Below are 20514 nucleotides of genomic sequence, written 5' to 3' on the forward strand. Positions count from 1 at the left end.
AAGAGAGTTGAAATATGATCGTATTGAACTTTTCACACCCACTCACGGAAGAACAGAAAGCGCAGATCGAAAGCCTGACCGGGAACACGATCTCAGAAGTGCGCACCATTCCAGTTCAGATTGAACAGGGTGAGCCACTCGGCCCGCAAATTGTTGCGCTTGCCGATGCAAGCCGCCCTCTCTTCGGAGGAATGGCAAAAACCAGCCTTGTGATTACCCCCCCGGACTCTCACATGCCGCCTGTCTGCAGCTTGCAGAGCTTCATGGGCGCATGGGGCGCTTCCCATCCATCATACGCATGACGCCCCGTCACTCGACAATCACCACCTATGGAGTCAGCGAGATCATCAACCTGCAAAACATTCGGGAGGAGGCACGGCAAAAACGCTGATCTGTGATACGATCTGTGATACTATATTTTGCGAATACAAGCCGGGAGGGAGTTCTGTTATTCGCATTATGAAAATTACACTGAATCAGCGTCAGGCACGCATGCTCAGCGTTTTACCACAGACCTCAGCCTATTTTGAAAGCCAGCAACAACAGGCGTATCTGGTAGGGGGGTCCGTTCGTGATCTCTTGCACCAACAACCTTGTAAGGATTGGGATATTGTCTCAACCGGTGACGCGCATCAGCTTGCCCGAAAACTGGCAAATCACCTGGATGCATACTATGCCCAGATGAACGAGAAGGCAAGCCGTATCACCCTCAAGCCCGCAGAAGAAGAACTTATCCTTGATATCGCGCCGCTGCATGGTACAGCCATCGAGGCGGATCTTCAGGAACGCGACTTCACCATCAACGCCATCGCGATTCCGCTCCCCAATCTGGTAGCGCACCTCACCAGCGGAACAGAACTTCAACTTCTCGATCCACTGCATGGCGTGGATGACCTGCACACAAAGACGTTGCGAGCAACTGGAGACGCCGTCTTTCAGCGTGACCCTCTACGCCTTCTGCGTGCCATTCGCTTTATGACGACGCTGCAATTCTCCATCGAGCCACAGACAGCAGAAATGCTCACACGTGATGCGAACCTGCTCCCTCAAACGGCAAGTGAGCGTATTCGGGAAGAGTTCTATACGATTCTCAAGCCAGATGGCGCGGCCTCTCGTCTTCATTATATGGATAAGCACGGACTGTTCACAGCGCTGATCCCGGAATTCATCCCGGCCCGCGGCATGCCGCAGCCCTCCCTGCATAACTGGGATGTCCTGGAACATTCTATAGAAACGGTTGCAGCGCTCGAAAAACTGTCACAGGCGCTGGATGGGCCACCCGAAAAGCTCCGTGAGAGCCGCCTGAACCACAACCAGACAGACGATATCATCACGTTGCAGGCGCTCCTCAAAGAAGCGGAAGAACAGCACCTCTATTCTCGCGAAGCGCTAACTTCTCCACCAATGAAGCTTGCAGCGCTCCTTCACGATATCGGGAAGACAACAACGTACGCGGTCGATAATGAAGGCCATATCCACTTCTACCATCATCCGCAGGCTGGCGTTCCGCTCGCCCGCCAGATTATGCACCGCCTGGGAGCCAGCAACGCCGAAAGTCGTCTGGTACAGCAGGTCGTCGCTCATCATATGCGGCCCGGTCAGCTCAGCGGCACAGAGATCACACAGCGTGCGATTCGACGTTACTTTGTTGATCTCGGTCCCGTCGGGATCAATGTCGCGCTTGTGTCGCTTGCCGATCATCTGGCGATGCGTGGTCCGCAGGACCTTACTGAGGCCTGGCAACGGCATCTTTCCACAGTAGTACTTTTGCTCACTCGCTATATTCGCGAACGAGATCGTATTCTGCCGCCACGCGTCATCACGCCTCAGGAGCTAATTCACCGCCTGAACCTTAAGCCGGGGCCAATCATAGGCCAACTGCTGGAAATGCTCTCAGAAGCGCAGGCAGAGGGCATCATCCATTCAAAAGAAGATGCCCTCTGGTTTGCCAGCGAAAAGCTCAACGAATTGAAGAAAGAGGCACCCTGAACAAGAAAAGAGTACCCAAAATACGAACATTTATACGAATAGATAATTGACAAATGGAGCCTCATGACGTACCATTACAGAGGCTTAATAACGTTAGGGCGGCTCTTACAAGTCGCCCTCTCTTGCCACTGGGAGACGGTTGTGAAGACAATAGCGATTTGCTATCAGGGACGCAAGCAGGAAACCGCCAGCTATGCGAACCAGTTAGCGCCTTTCCTTCAAAAACAGGGTTATCGGGTTCGGATTTTCGGTCTGCATACAGAAGAGCGACACGACCCCGAGATTTCCTTGCAAGGTTGTGATATAGCGCTCGTGCTCGGCGGAGATGGTACCATCGTGCATGCAGCGCGTCTCTGTTGCGACCTGGATATACCAATAGTCGCCATCAATTTTGGCCGCGTCGGCTTTTTAACAGAGTTGGAACCGCATGAGGTGCTCACCCATCTACATCATTACCTCGAACAAGATAGCTCTGTCTGGGTAGATGAGCGCGCAATGCTTCATGCCACACTGACACAGGATAATACCAGCGAAGAGTTTCTCGCCCTGAATGATGTCGTGGTTGCTCGTGGGACGTGGCCCCGTGGCGTGCGCGTACAGGTCTGGGTCGACAACCACTACTATAATACGACATATGCTGACGGCATGATTATTTCAACGGCGACAGGCTCTACAGCCTATAATATGGCTGCCGGTGGTCCTCTGCTGCATCCGCAGGTGCAAAGCAGCATCCTGACCCCGATTGCGCCACATCTCGCTTCAAACCGTTCTCTTATTCTCCAGCCAGGAGCCTGTGTCAAGCTGCGCATCTATACTGGCTCCCAGAACGGCGTTTTCTCTGCTGATGGGCAGATCAATCGTGAGATCAAAGATGGCGCGCTGGTTTCCGTACAGAAAAGCCCTTACGTGACCAAATTCTTGCGCCGCCGCCCTCCGACGTATTTTTATCAGATTATCACCGCCAAACTCAAGAATGACGGTTTGCAACCGATTGAAAGCTTAGCAGTCGATACAGATATAGCAGAAGCAACCGAACATAATCATGTTACTTGAACTGAACATTCGCGATTTTGCTATTATTGACCGCTTACATTTGCACCTTCATCGCCAGTTTAATGTTTTTACCGGCGAAACAGGCGCAGGTAAGTCGATCATCATAGACGCCGTTAATGCTCTACTCGGTGGCAAAATCGGTGCCGAGTTTGTGCGTGCTGGCTGCGAACGAGCCTCCGTCGAGGGTGTTTTCTCTGTTGAGGCTCTTCCGCCGATTCTTGATGAAGAACTGCAACCGGTTGAGGTCCTTGCACATGCTGGCTCAAACGGTGCTTCACCATCAACGCTTCTGGAAGTGATCGAACAGACAGAGCGCTACGTCACACATCGGCCCGCCGACACCGAGAGCGCAGACGCACGCGTTGCCCTTGCATCGCTTTTACACGAGTATGACATTGAAATTGAAGATGATACCCTGATTCTCACGCGGGATATCTTTCGCTCGGGACGCACCGTTTCGCGCATCAACGGACGTGCTCTTCCTCAACATGTGCTACAGCAGGTCGCAAGCTGGCTGATCGACATTCACGGTCAGAGCGAGCATATGAGCCTGCTGCGCACTGAGCAGCATATCAACTTCCTTGACCGCTATGCCGAGCTGCTCCCCCTGCGTGATGAGCTCAGTAAAAAGTATGCAGAATGGCGCAACGCCCGCAAACGACTACAGGAACTCCTTCGCAACGAGCGCGAACAACAGGCCCGCGCCGACTTCCTGCGCTTTGAGATCGAAGAGATCGAGAAGGCCGAACTCCGCGAAGGCGAAGTCGAAGAGCTGGAAGCTGAACGCAAAGTCCTGAGTAGTGCCGAGCGGCTCCGTGAGCTCTGCACCGCCGCGTATGGCCTGATAAAAGGCTCCGAGCTAGGCAGCGACAGCTTCAGTTCCGCGCTTGACCAGCTCTATGCAGCACAGCGCAGCGTTCAGGAACTGGCACGGCTTGATAAGAGTCTGGAAGGCTTCGCTGAAATGCTCAACGAGGCAACCATTCAGCTTGAAGACGTCGCAACTGGTATCAGTAGCTACGAAGCCGACATCGAGGACAACCCGGGACGGTTGGAAGAGATCGAGGCCCGCCTGGCCCTGATCTCGCAATTGAAGCGCAAGTATGCAGTGGCAACCATTGAAGAGCTACTAGAGCGCGTCGAGAAGGATCGCAACGAACTGGAAAGCATCACCCATCGTGATGAGATTATCGCCGAGTTGCAGCAGAAGGACGCTCTCTATCGCCGTGAGATCGGAAAACTGGCCTCAGAGCTCTCACGACGCCGCAGCGCTTCTGCTGCACAGCTTGCTGCCGCGATGGAAGAACAACTGAATGATCTCAATATGCGCCGCGCTCGCTTCAAGGTCGAGATCCTCCAACGGCCCGATGAAAACGGTGTACCTGCTCAGCCAGATGACGGGCCGGAACAGCATTTCGCCTGCGATCAAACCGGCATTGATCGCGTGCAGTTTTTGATTGCACCAAACCCCGGTGAACCGTTCAAGCCGCTCACGAAAATCGCGTCAGGAGGTGAAACCTCACGCCTGATGCTGGCGCTGAAAACGATTCTCGCTGGTGCGGACGCAACCCCAACGCTGATCTTTGACGAAATCGATTCAGGTATCAGCGGTCGTAGCGGCCAGGTTGTCGGTGAGAAGCTCTGGCAGTTAACCCGCGACCATCAGGTGATCTGCGTAACCCACCTGCCACAGATTGCCGCCTTTGCTGACCTGCACTACAATGTCAATAAGCAGATTATTGATGATCGCACCCTGACCATTGTCAATGAGCTCCGACCGGAACAGCGTATCCGCGAAATCGCCCATATTATTGGCGGCAGTGTCACTGAATCGGCGCTCAAAAACGCACAGGAAATGCTGGAACGCTCGATCCTCTTCAAGGAGAACTGGAAACGCGCTCACAGCAACTATCACTATTAAGAAAGATACAAGCCCAATGCTCACAGCATGCCCGTCCAGTGCATGCTGTTTCTTTCTAGCAACCTTTCAGAATGGAGTACCCTTGTCGCATGATTGCTTCGTTGCCCGCAGAGATTCAGGCCGAACTGATCCGCCTGGCCGACCACTATGGAAAGCCCCTGATCCATACCGCCTATCTTGAGAGCGGCAGTAACTTTGAGCCTCTGAACAAGGCTGACCGCTATGGCGAGGTCTGCATGGTCATTCGCCGCCCCAATGGCCGCCTGCTCACCATGAAGAAAGATATCTATCCACCTGAGGCTTATCGTTTGCTCACCGGAGGCATCCATCACGGAGAAGCTATCTTTGACGCCCTGCTCCGGGAGACACAAGAAGAGACTGGGTTACAGGTAGAGGTCCGCCGCTTCCTTGCTGTTGTCATCTACCATACCAGCGACTCGGGTGAGAAACCGGCGTTCTTCACCTTTGCCTTCCTGCTCGATGAGACGGGCGGCGTTCTGGGCGCACTTGACGAAGATGAGCGGATTGAGAACTATCGAGAAGTCAAGCCTGAGGAGCTTCCGGCAATGGCGCGTTATTTGCACAATATCCATTATCCCGATGGACAGGGGAGCGATTGGCACGACTGGGGCCAGATGCGAGCCGTCATCCATGAGGTCGTCTGGCAAGCGATACAGAAGGCCTGAACCAGCCTGACTTCTTCTGTCGTGTCAGCTTTTCTGCTCTATTTCTGGGGGAGAAGCCAGATCTCGACACCTATGCTATAATACGAACTGGATATCGCTCTACTACATAGCGATATCCACACACTCTTTATTTGACAACTCACAGGCCTGATGGCACAGGATATGTAAAGGATATAGAACAGATGAGCAAGAAGTTAATGAGCACGCTGCTGCTCTTTGTGGTCTTTATCGGTTTCCTCTGGTGGGGACTCTCTATGCTTTTTGGGGCAATTAAGGTCAGTAACGGTGAAGAGATCGTCTATTCATTGCTCCTGCTAGGCTGCGCAGGCTATGCGCTCGTTTCTATTATTTTGCTTCCTCGCAAAAAGATGCCATAGCGCTCCCCTTCATGAAAGCAGTGATGGGCAATTCAGGATAGAGATGGCAGGTTTGTGTTTATGATTGAAAAACACCCGACCACGGCATTAACCTTTCGCCTGGCAACACCCGAAGACATAGAGGCTATTGATTTCCTTGATAGCTTCAGCAACTCGCCAACCCGTAACATTCACCGCGAAATGGAGAAGTATTTTGGCTCAGTCGATCCCTCTACGCACGAATATACCCTTATTTTTCTGGCGGAGCTCGATGGACAATGTTGCGCTAAAGTGGAATTGATGTTGCCCCCTTCAGGTACACCGCACCCGGTCGGCTATATCAAACGGGTGGTGGTCCATCCCGACTATCGAGGGAAAGGGCTCTCGAAAGCGCTCATGCAACATGTAATCCAGTATGCCCATCAGCATTGCAATATCGAGGCCATGGACTTACTGGTATGGGAGAACAATCTTCCAGCCATTCAGCTCTATGAGTCGCTCGGCTTTGAATTGCAACATCGCGAGCTCTATTACCGTCTGCGCATCTAAGTCCCGTCAATTCCCGCTCGGTAGACAAGTCCCTCCCCTTTTTTGTGACGGAAGAGCCCGACTCTTCGTTCTAACACTTGGACCGAGTCTCTGCTAACTCGGTACTTTTTATCGGGAGGTACAAAAGCGCAAACGCCCGGAACACACGGACAGAGACAGAGCGATCGGGCTAAGCGCAAGGGTTTATGGCACAGCAATCTGTACTTACGACGACGCAGACAACACGACAAGAGCAAAAGAACTCAGCACCGTTGCCTCGATGGATGCGCTACTTCTTTATACAAGAAACAGCGCAGGATCAGAGGAAGATCGCGGACCTGCAACGACGAGCCGTATGGATTGCACTCGCGCTGATCTTACTTTCGCTTAACGAGATCGATCATGGTTGGTATTTCCCGTTCCTGGGACCCGTTGCCTCGCTGATTCCTCTTTTCCTGCTTCTCGGTTGCTTCGCCTCCGTCTGGATGGCGCTGCGAACCAGGAAGCCCGAGGCCTCCCGCACGCGACAACCCTTCCCAACACGTGGACAACGTGTTGTGCTTATTCTGACCTTGATTTTAAGCATTGCAGGCTTTATTCAATTCGGTCGGGGCATTATCATGTGCTTTCTACCACCCGAGTTCTCAAACGATGGCACCACACTGGACACCAATGCCGCGATGTTGCTGGTAGATGGCCGCAACCCCTATACCGATTCCAATATGCTGGACATCTTCCGAAACCAGCACTTTGAGCTACAGCCAAGCTGGACTACACCCCTGCGTCAGGGCCAGTTTGCGGACCGTCTCGACTATCCGAGCGAGCCCGAGATCCGCAGCGTGCTGAATACCGCGCTCAAGGCCGGTGAGGCCCCCGAATTCGAGTCACGGGTCAGTTATCCAGCACTCTCTTTTTTGACGCTGTTACCGTTCGCATTGCTGAATACCTATAATGTTCTACCGTTCTATATTCTTAGCTATCTGCTGATCATCTTTGTGGCCTGGAAAGCGGTACATCCGGCGCTCCGCCCCTGGGCACTGCTGCTCGCGATGGCAAACATTCCTATGTGGGCTTCGACCGTCGGCGGGAACCTGGACATCTTCTGTGCGCTGCTGGTTATTCTGGCCTGGCTCTTTAAGGACTCGCGCTGGCTCTCGGGCCTGTTCCTCGGTCTGGCAATTGCAACCAAGCAGACATCATGGTTTCTTGTCCCATTCTACTTCATTATGATCTTCAGAAACTATGATCTGAAAGAAACGCTGCATCGTGGCTCGATTGCAGCTGCAGTGGCTCTGGTATTTAACCTGCCGTTCTTCTTGTGGGACCCACAGGCGTTTGTCGCTGGTGTGCTGGCTCCAATTGCGGACCCGATGTTCCCGATGGGAATTGGTATTATCAACCTCAGCGTCACCAAGCTGATACCGTTCTTGCCTGAAAAAGTCTATACTGTCGTGGAAGGATTGACAATGCTTGGCACACTGGCACTCTACTGGCGAATCAGCCGCAAGGCTCCGGAAGCGGCACTACTGCTTGCCTTCGTGCCGCTGGTCTTCGCGTGGCGCAGCCTGCCGTCTTACTTCTATTGCATTGCCTTCCCGATCTACATTGTGATGGGTGCGCGTATCAATCCCGCACTTGAGAAATTCTCTCTCATCGCCTGGGCGCGTCGCCTGGTTCGAACAACACAGGTACCGGCACACGCCTGAACCATCTAGAACAGCATGCAACAGACAGGTCCGGAGGTATGCGCCGGACCTGTTTCTACGTCCTTCATCGTTCTCTCGACGCATTGCCTACTTCGTGGTACAATCCCCTAGTCAGCGTATATCTTACAGATCTCAGGAGCGCGAGTAATCACTATGTCACGCAAAAAAGAGACTTTACAGCAACTTTCTGAGGCAGAACACAAGCAGGTGCAAGACCTGCTTTCACAATATCATACACTCGCACAAACCATTCGCACTACAGAAGATGCTCAAGGAGCAGAGTCTGTGCTTCAGCCAATTATCGCATTAACAGAAGCACAGCAGATCACCTTGCTCAAAGCGCTCGGGAAAGAACAACATCAGGACGCCGCTGACCTGCTGGTTGCCCTCAACGCCTTTGCCCCGAACAAGGATGCTCGCAAGGAGGCGCGTCGCTCTCTTCTCACGTTAGAGGGGCACAAGATTCAGCCGCAATGGCAGCCACCACAGGCCCGACCCGCCGTTGTTCAGGTCAATGTCTCCAATCCGCCGCGCTTCTGGAAAGGCTTTGTTACGCAATCCCGTGAACAGGGAGAAGTGCAGCTTCTCCTGTTCTGGGAGCAAGGCTACGATTATACAGAGGTTCGTAGCCTCAGCTTTTTACTGGAATTCTGGAGCGAAGGCATCAAAGAAGTTTCGGTTGAAACGACAGGCAAGCGCCGCGCTCAGGACCGCATCACAGAGCTCAAAGCGCGTTTGCAAGATGTCCCGCTGGTCGAATGCACGCTCGCTGAAGGCCGACGCCTGCTTGAAGAAGCGCTCTCTGTGCATGATTGGCGCAAGCTCCCACTCCCCAAAGAGTACCGAAACAATCAGCCGCTGATCAAGAAGCAGATCCTCGAAGCAACTGAAGCAGGGCGCGACTCGGGCGCTACCTTTGTCTATCCAGATATGGAGCCGCAAGAGACCGCTTTGCACTTTATTGGAGCCTGGTCAATGGGCGATTATGGTTTGACTTATGATCTGCTCAGCAGCACCTGTACCCTGCTCCGCGATGCAACACGCGATGAATGGATTGAGCAGCATCGCCACTGGGCTGATGAGGCCAAACCAGCTCGCATCGAGCTGAGCTTTGTGCAGGAGCGTGAGGCAACACAGGATGCTATATGGCTCCCCTCAACTGCGAAAGGCGCAAGCAGACGAAAGGATCTTGAGATTGGCTGGTCTGTCGAACTGAGCCCGACGCCACTTAGCGGCACATTACCTGAAATGCCAATGGGAACCGCCGTCAACAGAGAAACTGGCCGGCACTGGTTCTGGTCCATCTTCACACTGGTCCACGAGAAGGACGGCTGGCGCATCCAGCGCATTACGGATGAAGGCGCACGCATTCAGGGCCTCCCGGTTGCGGAAATTCAGCAGCAGATCAAGGAACAGGAAGAGGCTGTCGACCAACTGGCCCGCCAGCAAAGCGATAATATTCAGGCTTTTATGGAAGAGCTGGCGATGCGTCTGAGCAAAGCCCTTTTCTACTATGATGCTCTCATCGCCCTGCTTCCGCTTGATCGCCATCCATTAGAGGCGGCGGTGGGGCGCGCAATGGCACAGGGCAACCCTGAACGCACGATGGTCTACCTTGATCGCTTGCTCCAGCGCTTCCCGGAGAATCATGAAGAGAACCTGCGGAGAATCGCTGCAACTGAGATCAACTACGCCTTCAGTCCTCGGGCTGAAACCATGCCAGAACGCCGCCAACACTTCCTGGATCTGGCAGAGAACGCGCTGCATGAGGCCATTGAGTTGCATGATTCGTCGCTCAACCACATTCTACTTGCAGAGCTCTTTATGAGCGAGCAACGCAATGAAGAGGCTGAAACCGAGCTGGAAAAGGCTCGCGGTCAGTCGCCCTCGCCGCAGGATGAGGCAACCATTGAAGCAAGCCTGGGAGCTATCGCTATGCGGCGCGAGCGCGTCGGTGATGCCCTCTCACATTTCCAGCGAGCCTCCGAGCTAGATGCAAACCTGCCGGGCATCTGGTTTAATATCGGCTTTGCGCATCGTCTGCTTGGTCACTTCGAGAAGGCAGAGCAGATGTATCAGCGCGCACTCCAACAGGAACCACAGGATATACGCATCTACTCGGAGCTGATCGCCATTCATATGAATCGTTCCGAAAAACAGGAAGCGAAACGCATCGCGGCAGAAGGCGTCAGACAGAATCCCGCTTCTGCTCATCTCCATGCGCTCTACGCCTCCGTGCTGCATGAACTGGGAGAACGAAAAACGGCACAGGAGGAGCTGGAACGCGCTGAGATGCTTGATCCAACGCTGGAGATTGTCCAGAGCGTGCGGCAGCAGTTCCGGGCCAGCAAAAAACGCTAGACCGAACCAGTTATTCAGGAGAGACGCAGCTTCCTGCGTCCTCCTCTCCATCATGCTCAATGCTCCCTGTAATGCTTATTGTTCGGTGATTGAAGAAGGGATCGAAGGTCGTGTCGCCTAAAAAACCTACAAACAACAAGAAAGCGCAAGAGCTCAAGGCCCAGGCAGACCAGGAGCAGCTACAACATCTTCTGGCCTCCTATCAACAAATCGGGCAACAACTTGACGTCGCCGAGAAGACCGCCCGGGTTGAAGAGGCACTCTCTGACATCTTCAGCCAGAGCGTCCCAACCCAGCTCGCCTTTTTCAAAGAGCTCGGGAAGCGGGAGGATGTTGTTGCAGCCAACATCTTGAATGCCGCCTATCACCTGGCTCCTGAGAAAGAGGCACGGAAAGAGGCGCGGCGCTCGCTCATTCAATTGGAAGGTGCAAAGATTATCCCGGAATGGGTTCCGCCAACGCCGCCATCGTTTGTCACGCTCAATATTGCCAGCGGCGAAAAGAAACCACGCTTCTGGCAGGCCATCTATACCGATTCGCGTGATATTGGCGAAGTGGAACTGCTTGTCTGCTGGTATGAAGGCGAGGAATACGAAGGCATCCGAGTTATGGGGTTCCTGCTTGATTTCTGGGATGTCGGGATCAAAGAGTTCTTCACTGATGTCATGAGCAAGCGCCAGCTCGAACAGCAGATCGAATACACTCGGGCAAACTTTGAGGGTGTCAAGCTGATTAAGAGCCCATTGGCGCGCGCCCGGCTGTTACTTGAAGAGGCTCTGGAAGTGCATCGCGCCCAGGGCTCAAAGCTTCCGCCTGAGTACACGCATCACAGCCACCTTGTGCGCAAGCTCATTCTTGAAGCGCCCGAAGCACATGCCGGCAACGAAGACGAGGAAGAGGTCTACGCTGAAGGCGCCACACCCTCCTCAAAGACCGAGGTTGAGGAGCTCTTTCAGGAGTTCTTCGGCATCAGCCAGGCAGAGGACGTCGTGCGGAACTTCCTCGAATTCTGGACCAATGGCGAGTTCATTCGCGCCTATGATCTGCTTTCCCGCGAAAGCCCGCTGAAACAGGGTCTCCCCCGTGAAGAATGGGTCAAACTGCATAAGCGCTGGTTTGATACAGCTCATCCGACACGCTTCAACCCGCATGTGATCCATGCGCGTGAGGTTGATGACCTGTTCGAGAGCGACGAAGATCGCTACACGGCTCCGGTCGAAGACGAAGAAGATGTTGAGGTGGTTGACGCTCTCTGGTCAATGGAGATGATCGAGACACCGATTGCACGCGAGCTTCCAGCCCTCCCACAGGCAACCGCGCACTATGCTCGCACGGGGCGATACTGGTTCTGGACAGCCTTTAAGCTAGTCGAGGAAAACGAGCAGACGCGCATCCACTCCCTGACAGATGAGGGAGGACGACTTCTCGGTCTTCCCGACGCGGAACTTCAACGGGGCGCGGCAGCCCTGGAGCGCCTCTATAAGGAAGAGCTTGGTACACTCGGCCTCTCTAACGAACAGGAAATCCGCAATCAAGGATTCAAGAGTTTGTTCGATCAGGACGATGAAAATATAGATATACCGCCATCGCAGCGGTGGGGCGAACTGGCAGAACTGCTCACCTTGCTCACTCAGATGCTGCATTATCAGGATGCCCTGATTGCTCGCGCTCCTCAGAAAGCGCCCGTCCTCTATCAAACAGCCGGAGCACGAGCACTTCTTTCGCTGGATGCCGAACGCGCAGCCTATTATTACCAGTTGCTCGCGGAACGCTTCCCAGAACAGCAGGCCTTCGCGTTACGCAAAATGGCCGAAGCGCTACAACTGCTGAGTCAGGAGCTACAGGAGGAGAGGGCCGATATCGCCCGCGTTCGCACGATCGAAAGCGATGCCGAGCAGGCGTTGCAGGAGGCATTAACAAAGGAACGCACGCCTGAAGCGCTCATATTGCTTGCGCGTCAGTTAATCCAACAGGACAACAGACGGGATGAGGCGGAAGAGCTGTTGCTAGAAGCCGCAACGCTATCACCTTCCACTCCAGAAGCAACGCAGATTGAAGGGAATCTGGGATTGCTCTATGAGCAGAAGGGAAATCTTGAGCAGGCCCTGATGCACTATCAACGAGCGGCGGAGATTACCCCGCACTATCCTGGTGTCTGGACCGACATTGGCGATCTTCAGATGCGCATGCGCCTGTATGATAGCGCCGAGCTCAGCTTCCTGAGAAGCATTGATATCGAGCCGGACAACGTTGAGGCCTATATTCAACTTGGTCTGCTCTATCGCAGCGTCAAACATGATCCCGTTGGCGCGGAAGACGTCCTGCTCCAGGGGCTGGAAACCCACGGCTCAGATGCGAATCTACTCGCATCGCTGGCACTTACCTATGTGGAACAGGGCAAATTCCGCGACGCAGAGAACTATCTTGAGAAGGCAGAGGAGCTCGCACCCGACTTCCCGCTTGTCCAGGAGGCACGCGAAGCATACGAGGTCGCCATGTCCTACCGAGAACATCTACAGCGGAAGAAAAGAAAGAGGCCCGATACAAAGTAGGATGATGACACAAGAAGAACGCCAAATTCACTATCATACCGTTACGCTCGGCGCTCTTGTCCGTGAGGGAGACGCCACAGCAGAGATTACACAACAGCGTGAGGATGGCACCACCGAGACCGTGACCTTGCACGTTCCTGCTGGTCTGCCCGGCGAACGCGTCACTATCGCGGTCGAGGAGCCACCCGCGCCGCCTGCACGCAAGCGTCGTCGTCGCTGGAAGCCACGCCCGCCCCGTGTCTGGATCACCGAAATTCACGAGGCCTCACCTTTGCGCGTACAGGCTCGTTGTCCAGTGTTTGGAACCTGCGGCGGCTGCCAGCTTCAGCATATGAAGTATGAGGCACAAACCGAATGGAAGCGCGAGGTTGTTGGACAGTTGCTCCGGGAGGTTGGCGGCTTTGAGAATCCGCCCCTCCTGCCAACGGTGCCGTGTGATAACCCGTGGAACTATCGCAACCATATGCGCTTCTCGGTCTATGGAGAAGGAAAACCCGGCCTGACCGAGCGCCATACACGCCGCCTGCTGCCAATCGTCGAGTGCCCGATTGCGCACCCGCAGATCAACCGTGCCCTGAGCATCGTGGCCCAACATCATAATCCGCGCCCACAGGTGCTGATGCGCTATGGCACCGCGACCGGCCAGATGATTCTGCAACCAGAGCAGCCGCCTGAAGTAGCACTGGAACTGCTTGCGGCTGGCATTGATGTACGCACCGAGACGATTGAAGAGAAGCTTGCCGGTCAGGTCTTCCGCATTCGCCCGAGCTCCTTCTTCCAGACGAATACGGCGCAGGCGGAGAAAATGGCACAGATGGTGCTCGATGGTCTGCTGACACACGACGACTATCGCGAAGACCCACGCAGGCTCACCGTCGTCGATGCCTACTGTGGTGTGGGCACCTTTGCCTTGCTTCTTTCTCGCCACTTCGGGCGCGTCATAGCCATTGAGGAATCTGCAAGCGCGATCAAAGATGCCCGCTGGAACCTGCGTGAGACGACCAACGTCGATATTATGCAGGGAAAAGTCGAAGATCTCCTGCCTAAACTGGCGGCTGAGCTTGACGGCTTTGTGATCGATCCGCCGCGTGCGGGCTGCCAGCCAAGTGTTCTGGAAGCGCTGATTCAGCATCCGGTTGCGCGAATCGTGTACGTCTCATGCGATCCCTCAACCCAGGCACGCGATCTTCATATTCTCTGTAACCAGCATGCAACATACCGTCTGCGCTCTGTGCAGCCGCTTGATATGTTTCCTCAGACGGCGCACATCGAAAGCGTGGCAGTATTGGAGAGAGCTTTATGACTGAGACCCAGGAAGCATTGTTATTAGCCTCCGCTTCACCCCGGCGGAGGCAGATTCTCACCCGGCTGCACCTGCCATTCACCGTGGCCGTCGCACCAATTGACGAAGATCAGGTACAGCAGCATTACCACGGCCCCGCAGAAGGCCTGGCTCAATGGACCGCCGCACACAAGGCGCTGGCAACATCGACCCTTCCCGAAGCCGAGAACCGCATTGTCGTGACCGCCGATACAACCGTGTTGCTCGATGATGAGATCCTGGGCAAGCCTCGCGATGAGGAACATGCCCGTGAGCTGCTCCGTTCACTACGCGGGCGCTGGCACCGCGTTGTAACCGGTGTGGTGGTCAGCAGGAAAATCAGCGGTGAACTGACGCTGTATGGCGCAAGCCGTAGCACACCGGTCCTGATGCGTTCCTATACCGACGAAGAGATTGACGCCTATATCGCCTCAGGCGATCCGATGGATAAGGCCGGGGCCTATGGCATTCAGAACCCGGAGTTTCAGCCAACCGAGCGCATTAACGGCTGTTATCTGAACGTTGTCGGGCTCCCACTCTGCACGCTTGCTGAACTCCTCGAAAAATTCGGTATCCACACAACTGAGACCATCTGCACCGATCCTGCGGGTGTCTGTTGTCCCTGGTCGGAGCAATGTCTGAAATAGTACGAGGCCGTTACGCTCCGAGCCCGACCGGAGCACTGCATATGGGCAATCTACGGACAGCCTTGCTGGCCTGGCTCTTTGCCCGTAGCCATAACGGACGCTTTGTTCTCAGGATCGAAGATCTTGACCGTCCGCGGGTTCGCCCGGGAGCAACCGAGCAGATGATTGACGATCTTCGTTGGCTCGGACTTGATTGGGACGAGGGGCCGGATTGTGGCGGCCCGCATGTACCCTATACGCAAAGTGAGCGGCTGGACATCTATCAACACTATCTGCGTACTCTCGAAAAGGCCGGGCTGGTCTATCCCTGCTATTGCAGTCGAGCCGAGATCGCGCATGCGGCCAGCGCACCGCAACAGGGGGCAGGGGATGGCCCAGTCTATCCCGGCACCTGTCGCTATCTGACAGCGAAACAGCGCAGCGAGAAAGCACGGATGCGCCGTCCCTCTTTGCGGCTCCGCGTCCCCGATGATGCCACGATCACCTTTACCGATCAGCTTGCCGGAACCATCACTCAGAACGTACAACAGGAGGTGGGAGATTTTATTCTCTGTCGCTCGGATGGCATCTTCGCCTATCAATTCGCGGTCGTGGTGGATGATGGCTTGATGAGGATTAATCAGATAGTGCGTGGCGATGATCTGCTTTCATCGACAGCCCGCCAGATCCTGCTGTTTCAACTGCTTGGCTTCCCGATACCGAAGTTTGCCCATGTGCCGCTAATTCGTGATGCCAGCGGAAAGCGCCTCTCGAAGCGAGATAGGAGTATGGGGCTGGGACCTTTGCGCGCAGAAGGGGCAACAGCAGAAGAGGTCGTCGGGCTCTTAGCCGCTGGATGTCATCTTGTTGAAACGGGTTCTAACGTGGCTCCTGATGAACTGGCAAAGCGTTTTCGATCTGATCCATATGATATAATACGCGCAATATCACAAGAATAACTCTGTGTCAGATTTCGTAGAAGGGTGGTCTCATTAGCCGAATGGTTCTTCTTTCGGGACTTATTCTATGGGGAACGGATGATATGCTCAGCAAGACAATTGGCATAGCACTATTCATCATTCTCACCCTGGCCGGGCTGCTGGTTGGCCTGTATTTTCGGCGTAAGCTCCTTGCACGCCTCAAAAACACCATACTTGATAACTGGCTGGTGCAAACGCTCGGCATCCTGATTGTGCTGCCTCCGCTCCTGATCGTATTCGCCACGTCGCCATTTATCCTTAGCCTGAGCGTGAATGGAGCAGCCGACTGGTGGAAACAGATCTTGAGCCATGCCCCCAACATTGACCTTGTCAGTCTGATCTCGAACCTGGTCGTCTCGATTATCTCAGTCACCTTCGGACTTGGCGTCGCCCGTACGCTAAATAAAGCGACCATTCGTGGACTTGGCGAGAATCGAATTGACATCAACATCCGCACCCTGATCGGACGCATCATCTATGTGATCACACTGGTCATTGTGCTCTTCTGGATACTCTCCCTCTGGCGCGTGCCGCTGACTATGCCGGTCACAATGCTTGGCGCGATTACCGTCGCCTTGACCGTTTCGCTTCAGGATATCCTGAAAGATCTGGTCGCAGGCTTCTATATCCTGCTTGAGCGCCCTTTTTACATTGGCAACATTGTATCTATCACCAACGCAGGCATCACCTACACCGGCCACGTCGAAGATATCCAGCTTCGTGCGACCCGTCTTCGTCTTCTCAGCGGAGAAGAGGTTATGGTCCCCAATACCCTGCTTTTCCACAGCGTTGTTACAAACGCCTCCTATTATGGAGAGCGCCGCGCAACCATTGCAGTAACATTGAAACGTGAGGACTACCAGAAAGAAGAGACACACGCCACCATCAAGCGAGAGTTGAAGAACATTGTCACTATCCTGAGTCATGTAGAGCCACAGGTGCTCTTCAACAGCTATGTTGAGGAGAAAGTGACCCTGAACGTGCGTTTCTGGATCAGCCCGGAGCAACCGGAAACAGTTACAGATGCAATGAACGCGCTGCATGAAGCCCTGCCTACAGCGGAGTTGACGGTCACCGAATTAGCTGGCAATATATAGCAACAATAGCAACAGAGAAAGCCTTGAGGAGGTGTGTGCTTGTGGCCGAGTTCCAACCATTGGCGGCACAACAACGTATAGGTTTAATAGGTGGTACCTTTGATCCGATCCACTACGCGCACCTTGCCATAGCAGAAGAGGTTCGCGTCACGCTCAATCTTGATACGATGGTTTTTATCCCTGCCGGACAGCCACCGCATAAGCATGGTAAAGAGGTGACACCAGCCAACCACCGTCTGGCAATGGTTGAACTGGCAATCGCTTCTAATCCAGCGTTCGCCTGCTCGCGAATAGAAATCGAGAATACCGGACCCTCCTATCTGGCGTTGACACTGCAACGCTTACGAGAGCTGTGGGGCCCGGAAAAAGAGCTGTATTTTGTTGTTGGTTGGGACAGCCTGGAAGAGTTCCACACATGGCACACTCCCCAGGAAATTCTGCGCCACCTGACTGCCCTTGTGGCCGTTGGACGTCCCGGCTATAATGAAGATCCAGACTCACAGGAGCGCCTGGACCGAATCGAAGCGCGAGTCCCGGGGCTGAAACAGCGGCTCTTGCTGGTTCATGCTCCGCTGCTGGATATCTCAGCAACAGAATTGCGGGAGCGTGTCAGGCAGCACCGCCCGATCAGATATCAGGTTCCAGACCCTGTAGAACAGTATATTCATGTACAGCGTCTCTATCAAGAGTAAGCCGTTTCTGGCACCTAAAGGTACTGTTATATGCAACCATTACAGCTTGAATTGAGAGATCGTCTGCGTTTGCGCAAACCGCATCCCTGTGGTGGCTACGATTGGGAAGTTGTGCGCCTGGGAGCCGATATCGGTCTGCGCTGTGAGACATGCGGACGGCGCGTTCTGCTTCCTCGCTCCGAGGTTGAGCGGCGCGTCAAACAAAAATTGCCACCATTATCACAAACCGATTCCAATGCGGAGGTATAACAGCTGGCCTCCTCCGCATCTCAGCCCTGCCTCTTAGAACCTGGGGCCCATATCGCTGGTAGTAAGGAGAAACGTTTCTATGGCAGCAGCCAATCCAGGCGGGGGGTTCCTACCTGTTCTCAGGAACAGGAACTTTCTCTATCTCTGGCTAGCACAAATCATCTCCCAGATGATCTTCAACGCCGCAAACTATGCATTTCTGGTCTTAATCAATAAAGTATCACAATCAACGACGCTTGTCGGCCTTGCCATCATCAGTTTCGTGCTCCCTGCCGTCCTGTTCGGCGCACCTGCCGGGGTGGTAGTCGATCACGTATCACGGCGTCGAATCCTCTGGGGAAGCAACTGTCTGCGTGGGATCGCCACTCTGCTCATGATTGTCGTCCTTATTGTCGATCACACATCCATTGTCCCACTCTACATACTTACCTTTATTATTTCAACGATCGGGCAGTTCTTCGCTCCCGCCGAATCATCATCGATCCCGCAGCTTGTCAGGAAAAGCGAGTTAATGCCTGCACTCTCGCTGTTTAACATCACCATGCAGATCTCGCAGGCAATCGGCTATGTAGTCGCTTCGATTGTGCTGACGCTTTTACCAGAGTTTCACCTGTTCAATCTGACAATAGATGCCTTCGTTCAGCTCTACTTCCTGATCGGGATCCTCTATTTGCTGTGCGCCGGTCTTATTCTGCTCATTCCACAGAACCAGGTCGACAGGAAGTACACAACCCAATCTGGCCAGATTACCACGCAGACGCTTGGAGCAGTCGGGAGTATCTGGCACGAGATGTATCAGGGGTGGCAGTTTGTACGCACAAATAAGCCGCTGTTTCTGGCAGTGATCCAGCTCTCGTATGCAGGCGTCCTGCTCTTTGTAGTTATCGAGCTGGCGACCAAGATCACAACCAACCTGCTGCATTTACCAGAAAACGCGCTGGTACTGGTGTTTGCTCCCGCAGCGCTCGGTGTGGTTGTTGGCTCGCTGCTGACGCCGGGTATCTTCCGTAAACTTGGGCACTCGCGTACAATCACCACCGGAACTATCATCTTAACGATTGCCTGTGCCCTTGTCCCGCTCTCGGCCTGGCTCTCTCCGTATCTCAAGCCTGCTGGCTGGTCTTTTAACCCGCTGGTCTTCAGCTTGATCGCATTGTTGTTGTTGGCGGCGGGCTTCGGGCTGGACTTCCTGAATATCCCATCGCAGACAGCGATGCAGGAGTTGACTCCGAACCGGCTCAAGGGGCGCGTGATCTCGCTTCAGCTTGTGCTCTACAGTGCCTGTACCGTCCCGGTGATTTTGTTTATGGGTGGCTTTGCCGACGCGTTTGGCATTGAAAACGTGCTGTATCTGCTTGCCGTCTGTCATATTCTCTTTGGAGCCTGGAGTCTGTATTATGAGAAAAAGCATGCCACTGCCATACAAGCTTATCATCAACGGCAGGGAATGGAACAAGAAAAGCAGGTTATCACTCTAGAACAGAAGAGGATACATTGACGGCATCGGATTGAGCGTCTACAATACTAAAAAACGGATCAGGAAAGAATGCAGGGGGCTATGGACTCAGGAAAAGACTTCTTGGCACAACTTCAACCACACCTGCCCTGGATCACGCTTGTAGGTGTGCTACTCCTTTTTGCCTTGCTGCGTGTCTCCCGTAAAGCATTACGTCTTCGTATTGATGAGATTGGCTACTACTGGTTGCGCGAGCGTGGGCCACTGCTCTGGTTCTGGTTCAATGCGCCTGGCGTCATTCTACACGAGCTCAGTCATGCGATCATGTTGCTCCTCTTCTATCCCTTTGGCTTTCGCATTACCAGCATTACGCTCTTCCGTGTCAAGCCCATGCCAATGCGCAAGGTGAAGGGACGCGTTGTCAGGAGCCGGGGGAGACAATCGCTGCAACTGGGTGAGGTGCAATATGTGCGCCCACAAGGCCGAATCATGAGCTATGTGGGAGATGGCTTCAGTGGCGTTGCACCACTGCTTGGCGGGATTGCGATGTTTGCCTTCCTCTACTGGGCAGCAACTGGCTATCAACTCTGGGACTTCCCGTTCAACGCGCAATGGGATCTGCAATGGCGGCGTCCCGACTGGCCCTGGTGGACACTGCTGATTACTCCCTACTTGATTCTGACAGTGACTTCTGAACTCTGGCCGAGCCGACAGGACTGGTACGGCGCCCGCTGGCTGCTCTTCGGAGTAAGTATGGCCCTGATCCTGATCGTCGGCATCATCTACCTGCAATTCAACCATATCGTCAATTATCCATTGCTGCTTCAGCTTGCAACCTCGATCGCAGCTCATGTCGACTTCGCATTGTTGGTGCTGATCGGGTTAGATCTGCTCTTCTTGCTCCTGGCAGAACTGATACTCTATGTAGCGAGGCGTTAGAG

17 protein-coding genes and 1 pseudogene are annotated in these 20514 nt (G+C 54.1%); all 18 read left to right on the top strand.

Annotated elements, in window-relative coordinates:
* Nucleotides 1-14 precede the first annotated feature (14 nt).
* The 18 genes and pseudogenes from csx15 (at nucleotide 15) to EI42_RS02615 (ending at nucleotide 20512) form a co-directional block, all read left to right on the top strand.
* Nucleotides 15-391: pseudogene (gene csx15, locus EI42_RS02530) on the top strand (CRISPR-associated protein Csx15).
* Nucleotides 392-459: 68 nt separating this feature from the next.
* Nucleotides 460-1989, top strand: a complete 1530-nt coding sequence (locus tag EI42_RS02535; protein WP_111318494.1) for a tRNA nucleotidyltransferase/poly(A) polymerase-related protein — start codon at nucleotides 460-462, stop codon at nucleotides 1987-1989.
* 141 nt (nucleotides 1990-2130) lie between these two features.
* Nucleotides 2131-3042, top strand: a complete 912-nt coding sequence (locus tag EI42_RS02540; protein WP_211325998.1) for an NAD(+)/NADH kinase — start codon at nucleotides 2131-2133, stop codon at nucleotides 3040-3042.
* Nucleotides 3032-4963, top strand: a complete 1932-nt coding sequence (gene recN / locus EI42_RS02545) for a DNA repair protein RecN (protein WP_111318498.1) — start codon at nucleotides 3032-3034, stop codon at nucleotides 4961-4963. The genes EI42_RS02540 and recN overlap by 11 nt, the downstream gene beginning before the upstream one ends.
* A gap of 89 nt (nucleotides 4964-5052) precedes the next feature.
* Nucleotides 5053-5649 carry an NUDIX hydrolase gene (locus EI42_RS02550; RefSeq protein WP_111318500.1) on the top strand — a complete coding sequence of 199 codons (597 nt, stop codon included), beginning with the start codon at nucleotides 5053-5055 and terminating at the stop codon, nucleotides 5647-5649.
* A 182-nt stretch (nucleotides 5650-5831) separates the two neighbouring features.
* Entirely contained in the window at nucleotides 5832-6026 is a 195-nt protein-coding gene (locus tag EI42_RS02555; protein ID WP_111318502.1) for a hypothetical protein, read from the top strand.
* 60 nt (nucleotides 6027-6086) lie between these two features.
* Nucleotides 6087-6554 carry a GNAT family N-acetyltransferase gene (locus EI42_RS02560; protein WP_111318504.1) on the top strand — a complete coding sequence of 156 codons (468 nt, stop codon included), beginning with the start codon at nucleotides 6087-6089 and terminating at the stop codon, nucleotides 6552-6554.
* Between the two features lie 185 nt (nucleotides 6555-6739).
* Nucleotides 6740-8239, top strand: a complete 1500-nt coding sequence (locus EI42_RS02565) for a glycosyltransferase family 87 protein (protein WP_111318506.1) — start codon at nucleotides 6740-6742, stop codon at nucleotides 8237-8239.
* A 153-nt stretch (nucleotides 8240-8392) separates the two neighbouring features.
* Nucleotides 8393-10600: a tetratricopeptide repeat protein gene (locus tag EI42_RS02570; RefSeq protein WP_111318508.1), complete on the top strand. Its 2208-nt coding sequence runs from the start codon at nucleotides 8393-8395 to the stop codon at nucleotides 10598-10600.
* Nucleotides 10601-10710: 110 nt separating this feature from the next.
* A complete protein-coding gene (locus EI42_RS02575; protein WP_111318510.1) occupies nucleotides 10711-13152 on the top strand; it encodes a tetratricopeptide repeat protein in 2442 nt (813 codons plus the stop codon).
* A 1-nt stretch (nucleotide 13153) separates the two neighbouring features.
* Nucleotides 13154-14455 (top strand): class I SAM-dependent RNA methyltransferase, encoded by a 1302-nt coding sequence (locus EI42_RS02580; RefSeq protein ID WP_170142299.1) that lies wholly within the window; start codon nucleotides 13154-13156, stop codon nucleotides 14453-14455.
* A complete protein-coding gene (locus EI42_RS02585; protein WP_111319541.1) occupies nucleotides 14452-15120 on the top strand; it encodes a Maf family protein in 669 nt (222 codons plus the stop codon). The genes EI42_RS02580 and EI42_RS02585 overlap by 4 nt, the downstream gene beginning before the upstream one ends.
* The gene (gene gluQRS / locus EI42_RS02590; RefSeq protein ID WP_111318514.1) at nucleotides 15108-16058 is read left to right on the top strand and encodes a tRNA glutamyl-Q(34) synthetase GluQRS; all 951 of its coding nucleotides are present in this window, start codon (nucleotides 15108-15110) and stop codon (nucleotides 16056-16058) included. The genes EI42_RS02585 and gluQRS overlap by 13 nt, the downstream gene beginning before the upstream one ends.
* Before the next feature lie 83 nt (nucleotides 16059-16141).
* A complete protein-coding gene (locus EI42_RS02595; protein WP_170142300.1) occupies nucleotides 16142-17176 on the top strand; it encodes a mechanosensitive ion channel family protein in 1035 nt (344 codons plus the stop codon).
* A 41-nt stretch (nucleotides 17177-17217) separates the two neighbouring features.
* Nucleotides 17218-17868, top strand: a complete 651-nt coding sequence (gene nadD, locus EI42_RS02600; RefSeq protein WP_211325999.1) for a nicotinate-nucleotide adenylyltransferase — start codon at nucleotides 17218-17220, stop codon at nucleotides 17866-17868.
* 30 nt (nucleotides 17869-17898) lie between these two features.
* Nucleotides 17899-18117, top strand: a complete 219-nt coding sequence (locus tag EI42_RS02605; RefSeq protein WP_111318518.1) for a DUF951 domain-containing protein — start codon at nucleotides 17899-17901, stop codon at nucleotides 18115-18117.
* A gap of 79 nt (nucleotides 18118-18196) precedes the next feature.
* A complete protein-coding gene (locus tag EI42_RS02610; RefSeq protein WP_111318520.1) occupies nucleotides 18197-19615 on the top strand; it encodes an MFS transporter in 1419 nt (472 codons plus the stop codon).
* Between the two features lie 81 nt (nucleotides 19616-19696).
* Nucleotides 19697-20512, top strand: a complete 816-nt coding sequence (locus EI42_RS02615; RefSeq protein WP_137686099.1) for a hypothetical protein — start codon at nucleotides 19697-19699, stop codon at nucleotides 20510-20512.
* The last annotated feature ends 2 nt before the right edge of the window (nucleotides 20513-20514 follow it).

It is taken from the genome of Thermosporothrix hazakensis, assembly GCF_003253565.1.
Classification (GTDB): Bacteria; Chloroflexota; Ktedonobacteria; order Ktedonobacterales; family Ktedonobacteraceae; genus Thermosporothrix; species Thermosporothrix hazakensis.

Excerpts from the sequence above, each read along its gene's own strand:
- EI42_RS02610 (WP_111318520.1), top strand. The coding sequence starts at position 18,197 with ATGGCAGCAGCCAATCCAGGCGGGGGGTTCCTACCTGTTCTCAGGAAC.
- EI42_RS02560 (WP_111318504.1), top strand. The coding sequence starts at position 6,087 with ATGATTGAAAAACACCCGACCACGGCATTAACCTTTCGCCTGGCAACA.
- EI42_RS02535 (WP_111318494.1), top strand. The coding sequence starts at position 460 with ATGAAAATTACACTGAATCAGCGTCAGGCACGCATGCTCAGCGTTTTA.
- EI42_RS02585 (WP_111319541.1), top strand. The coding sequence starts at position 14,452 with ATGACTGAGACCCAGGAAGCATTGTTATTAGCCTCCGCTTCACCCCGG.
- recN (WP_111318498.1), top strand. The coding sequence starts at position 3,032 with ATGTTACTTGAACTGAACATTCGCGATTTTGCTATTATTGACCGCTTA.
- EI42_RS02555 (WP_111318502.1), top strand. The coding sequence starts at position 5,832 with ATGAGCAAGAAGTTAATGAGCACGCTGCTGCTCTTTGTGGTCTTTATC.
- EI42_RS02570 (WP_111318508.1), top strand. The coding sequence starts at position 8,393 with ATGTCACGCAAAAAAGAGACTTTACAGCAACTTTCTGAGGCAGAACAC.
- EI42_RS02550 (WP_111318500.1), top strand. The coding sequence starts at position 5,053 with ATGATTGCTTCGTTGCCCGCAGAGATTCAGGCCGAACTGATCCGCCTG.
- gluQRS (WP_111318514.1), top strand. The coding sequence starts at position 15,108 with ATGTCTGAAATAGTACGAGGCCGTTACGCTCCGAGCCCGACCGGAGCA.
- EI42_RS02565 (WP_111318506.1), top strand. The coding sequence starts at position 6,740 with ATGGCACAGCAATCTGTACTTACGACGACGCAGACAACACGACAAGAG.
- EI42_RS02580 (WP_170142299.1), top strand. The coding sequence starts at position 13,154 with ATGATGACACAAGAAGAACGCCAAATTCACTATCATACCGTTACGCTC.
- EI42_RS02595 (WP_170142300.1), top strand. The coding sequence starts at position 16,142 with ATGCTCAGCAAGACAATTGGCATAGCACTATTCATCATTCTCACCCTG.
- EI42_RS02605 (WP_111318518.1), top strand. The coding sequence starts at position 17,899 with ATGCAACCATTACAGCTTGAATTGAGAGATCGTCTGCGTTTGCGCAAA.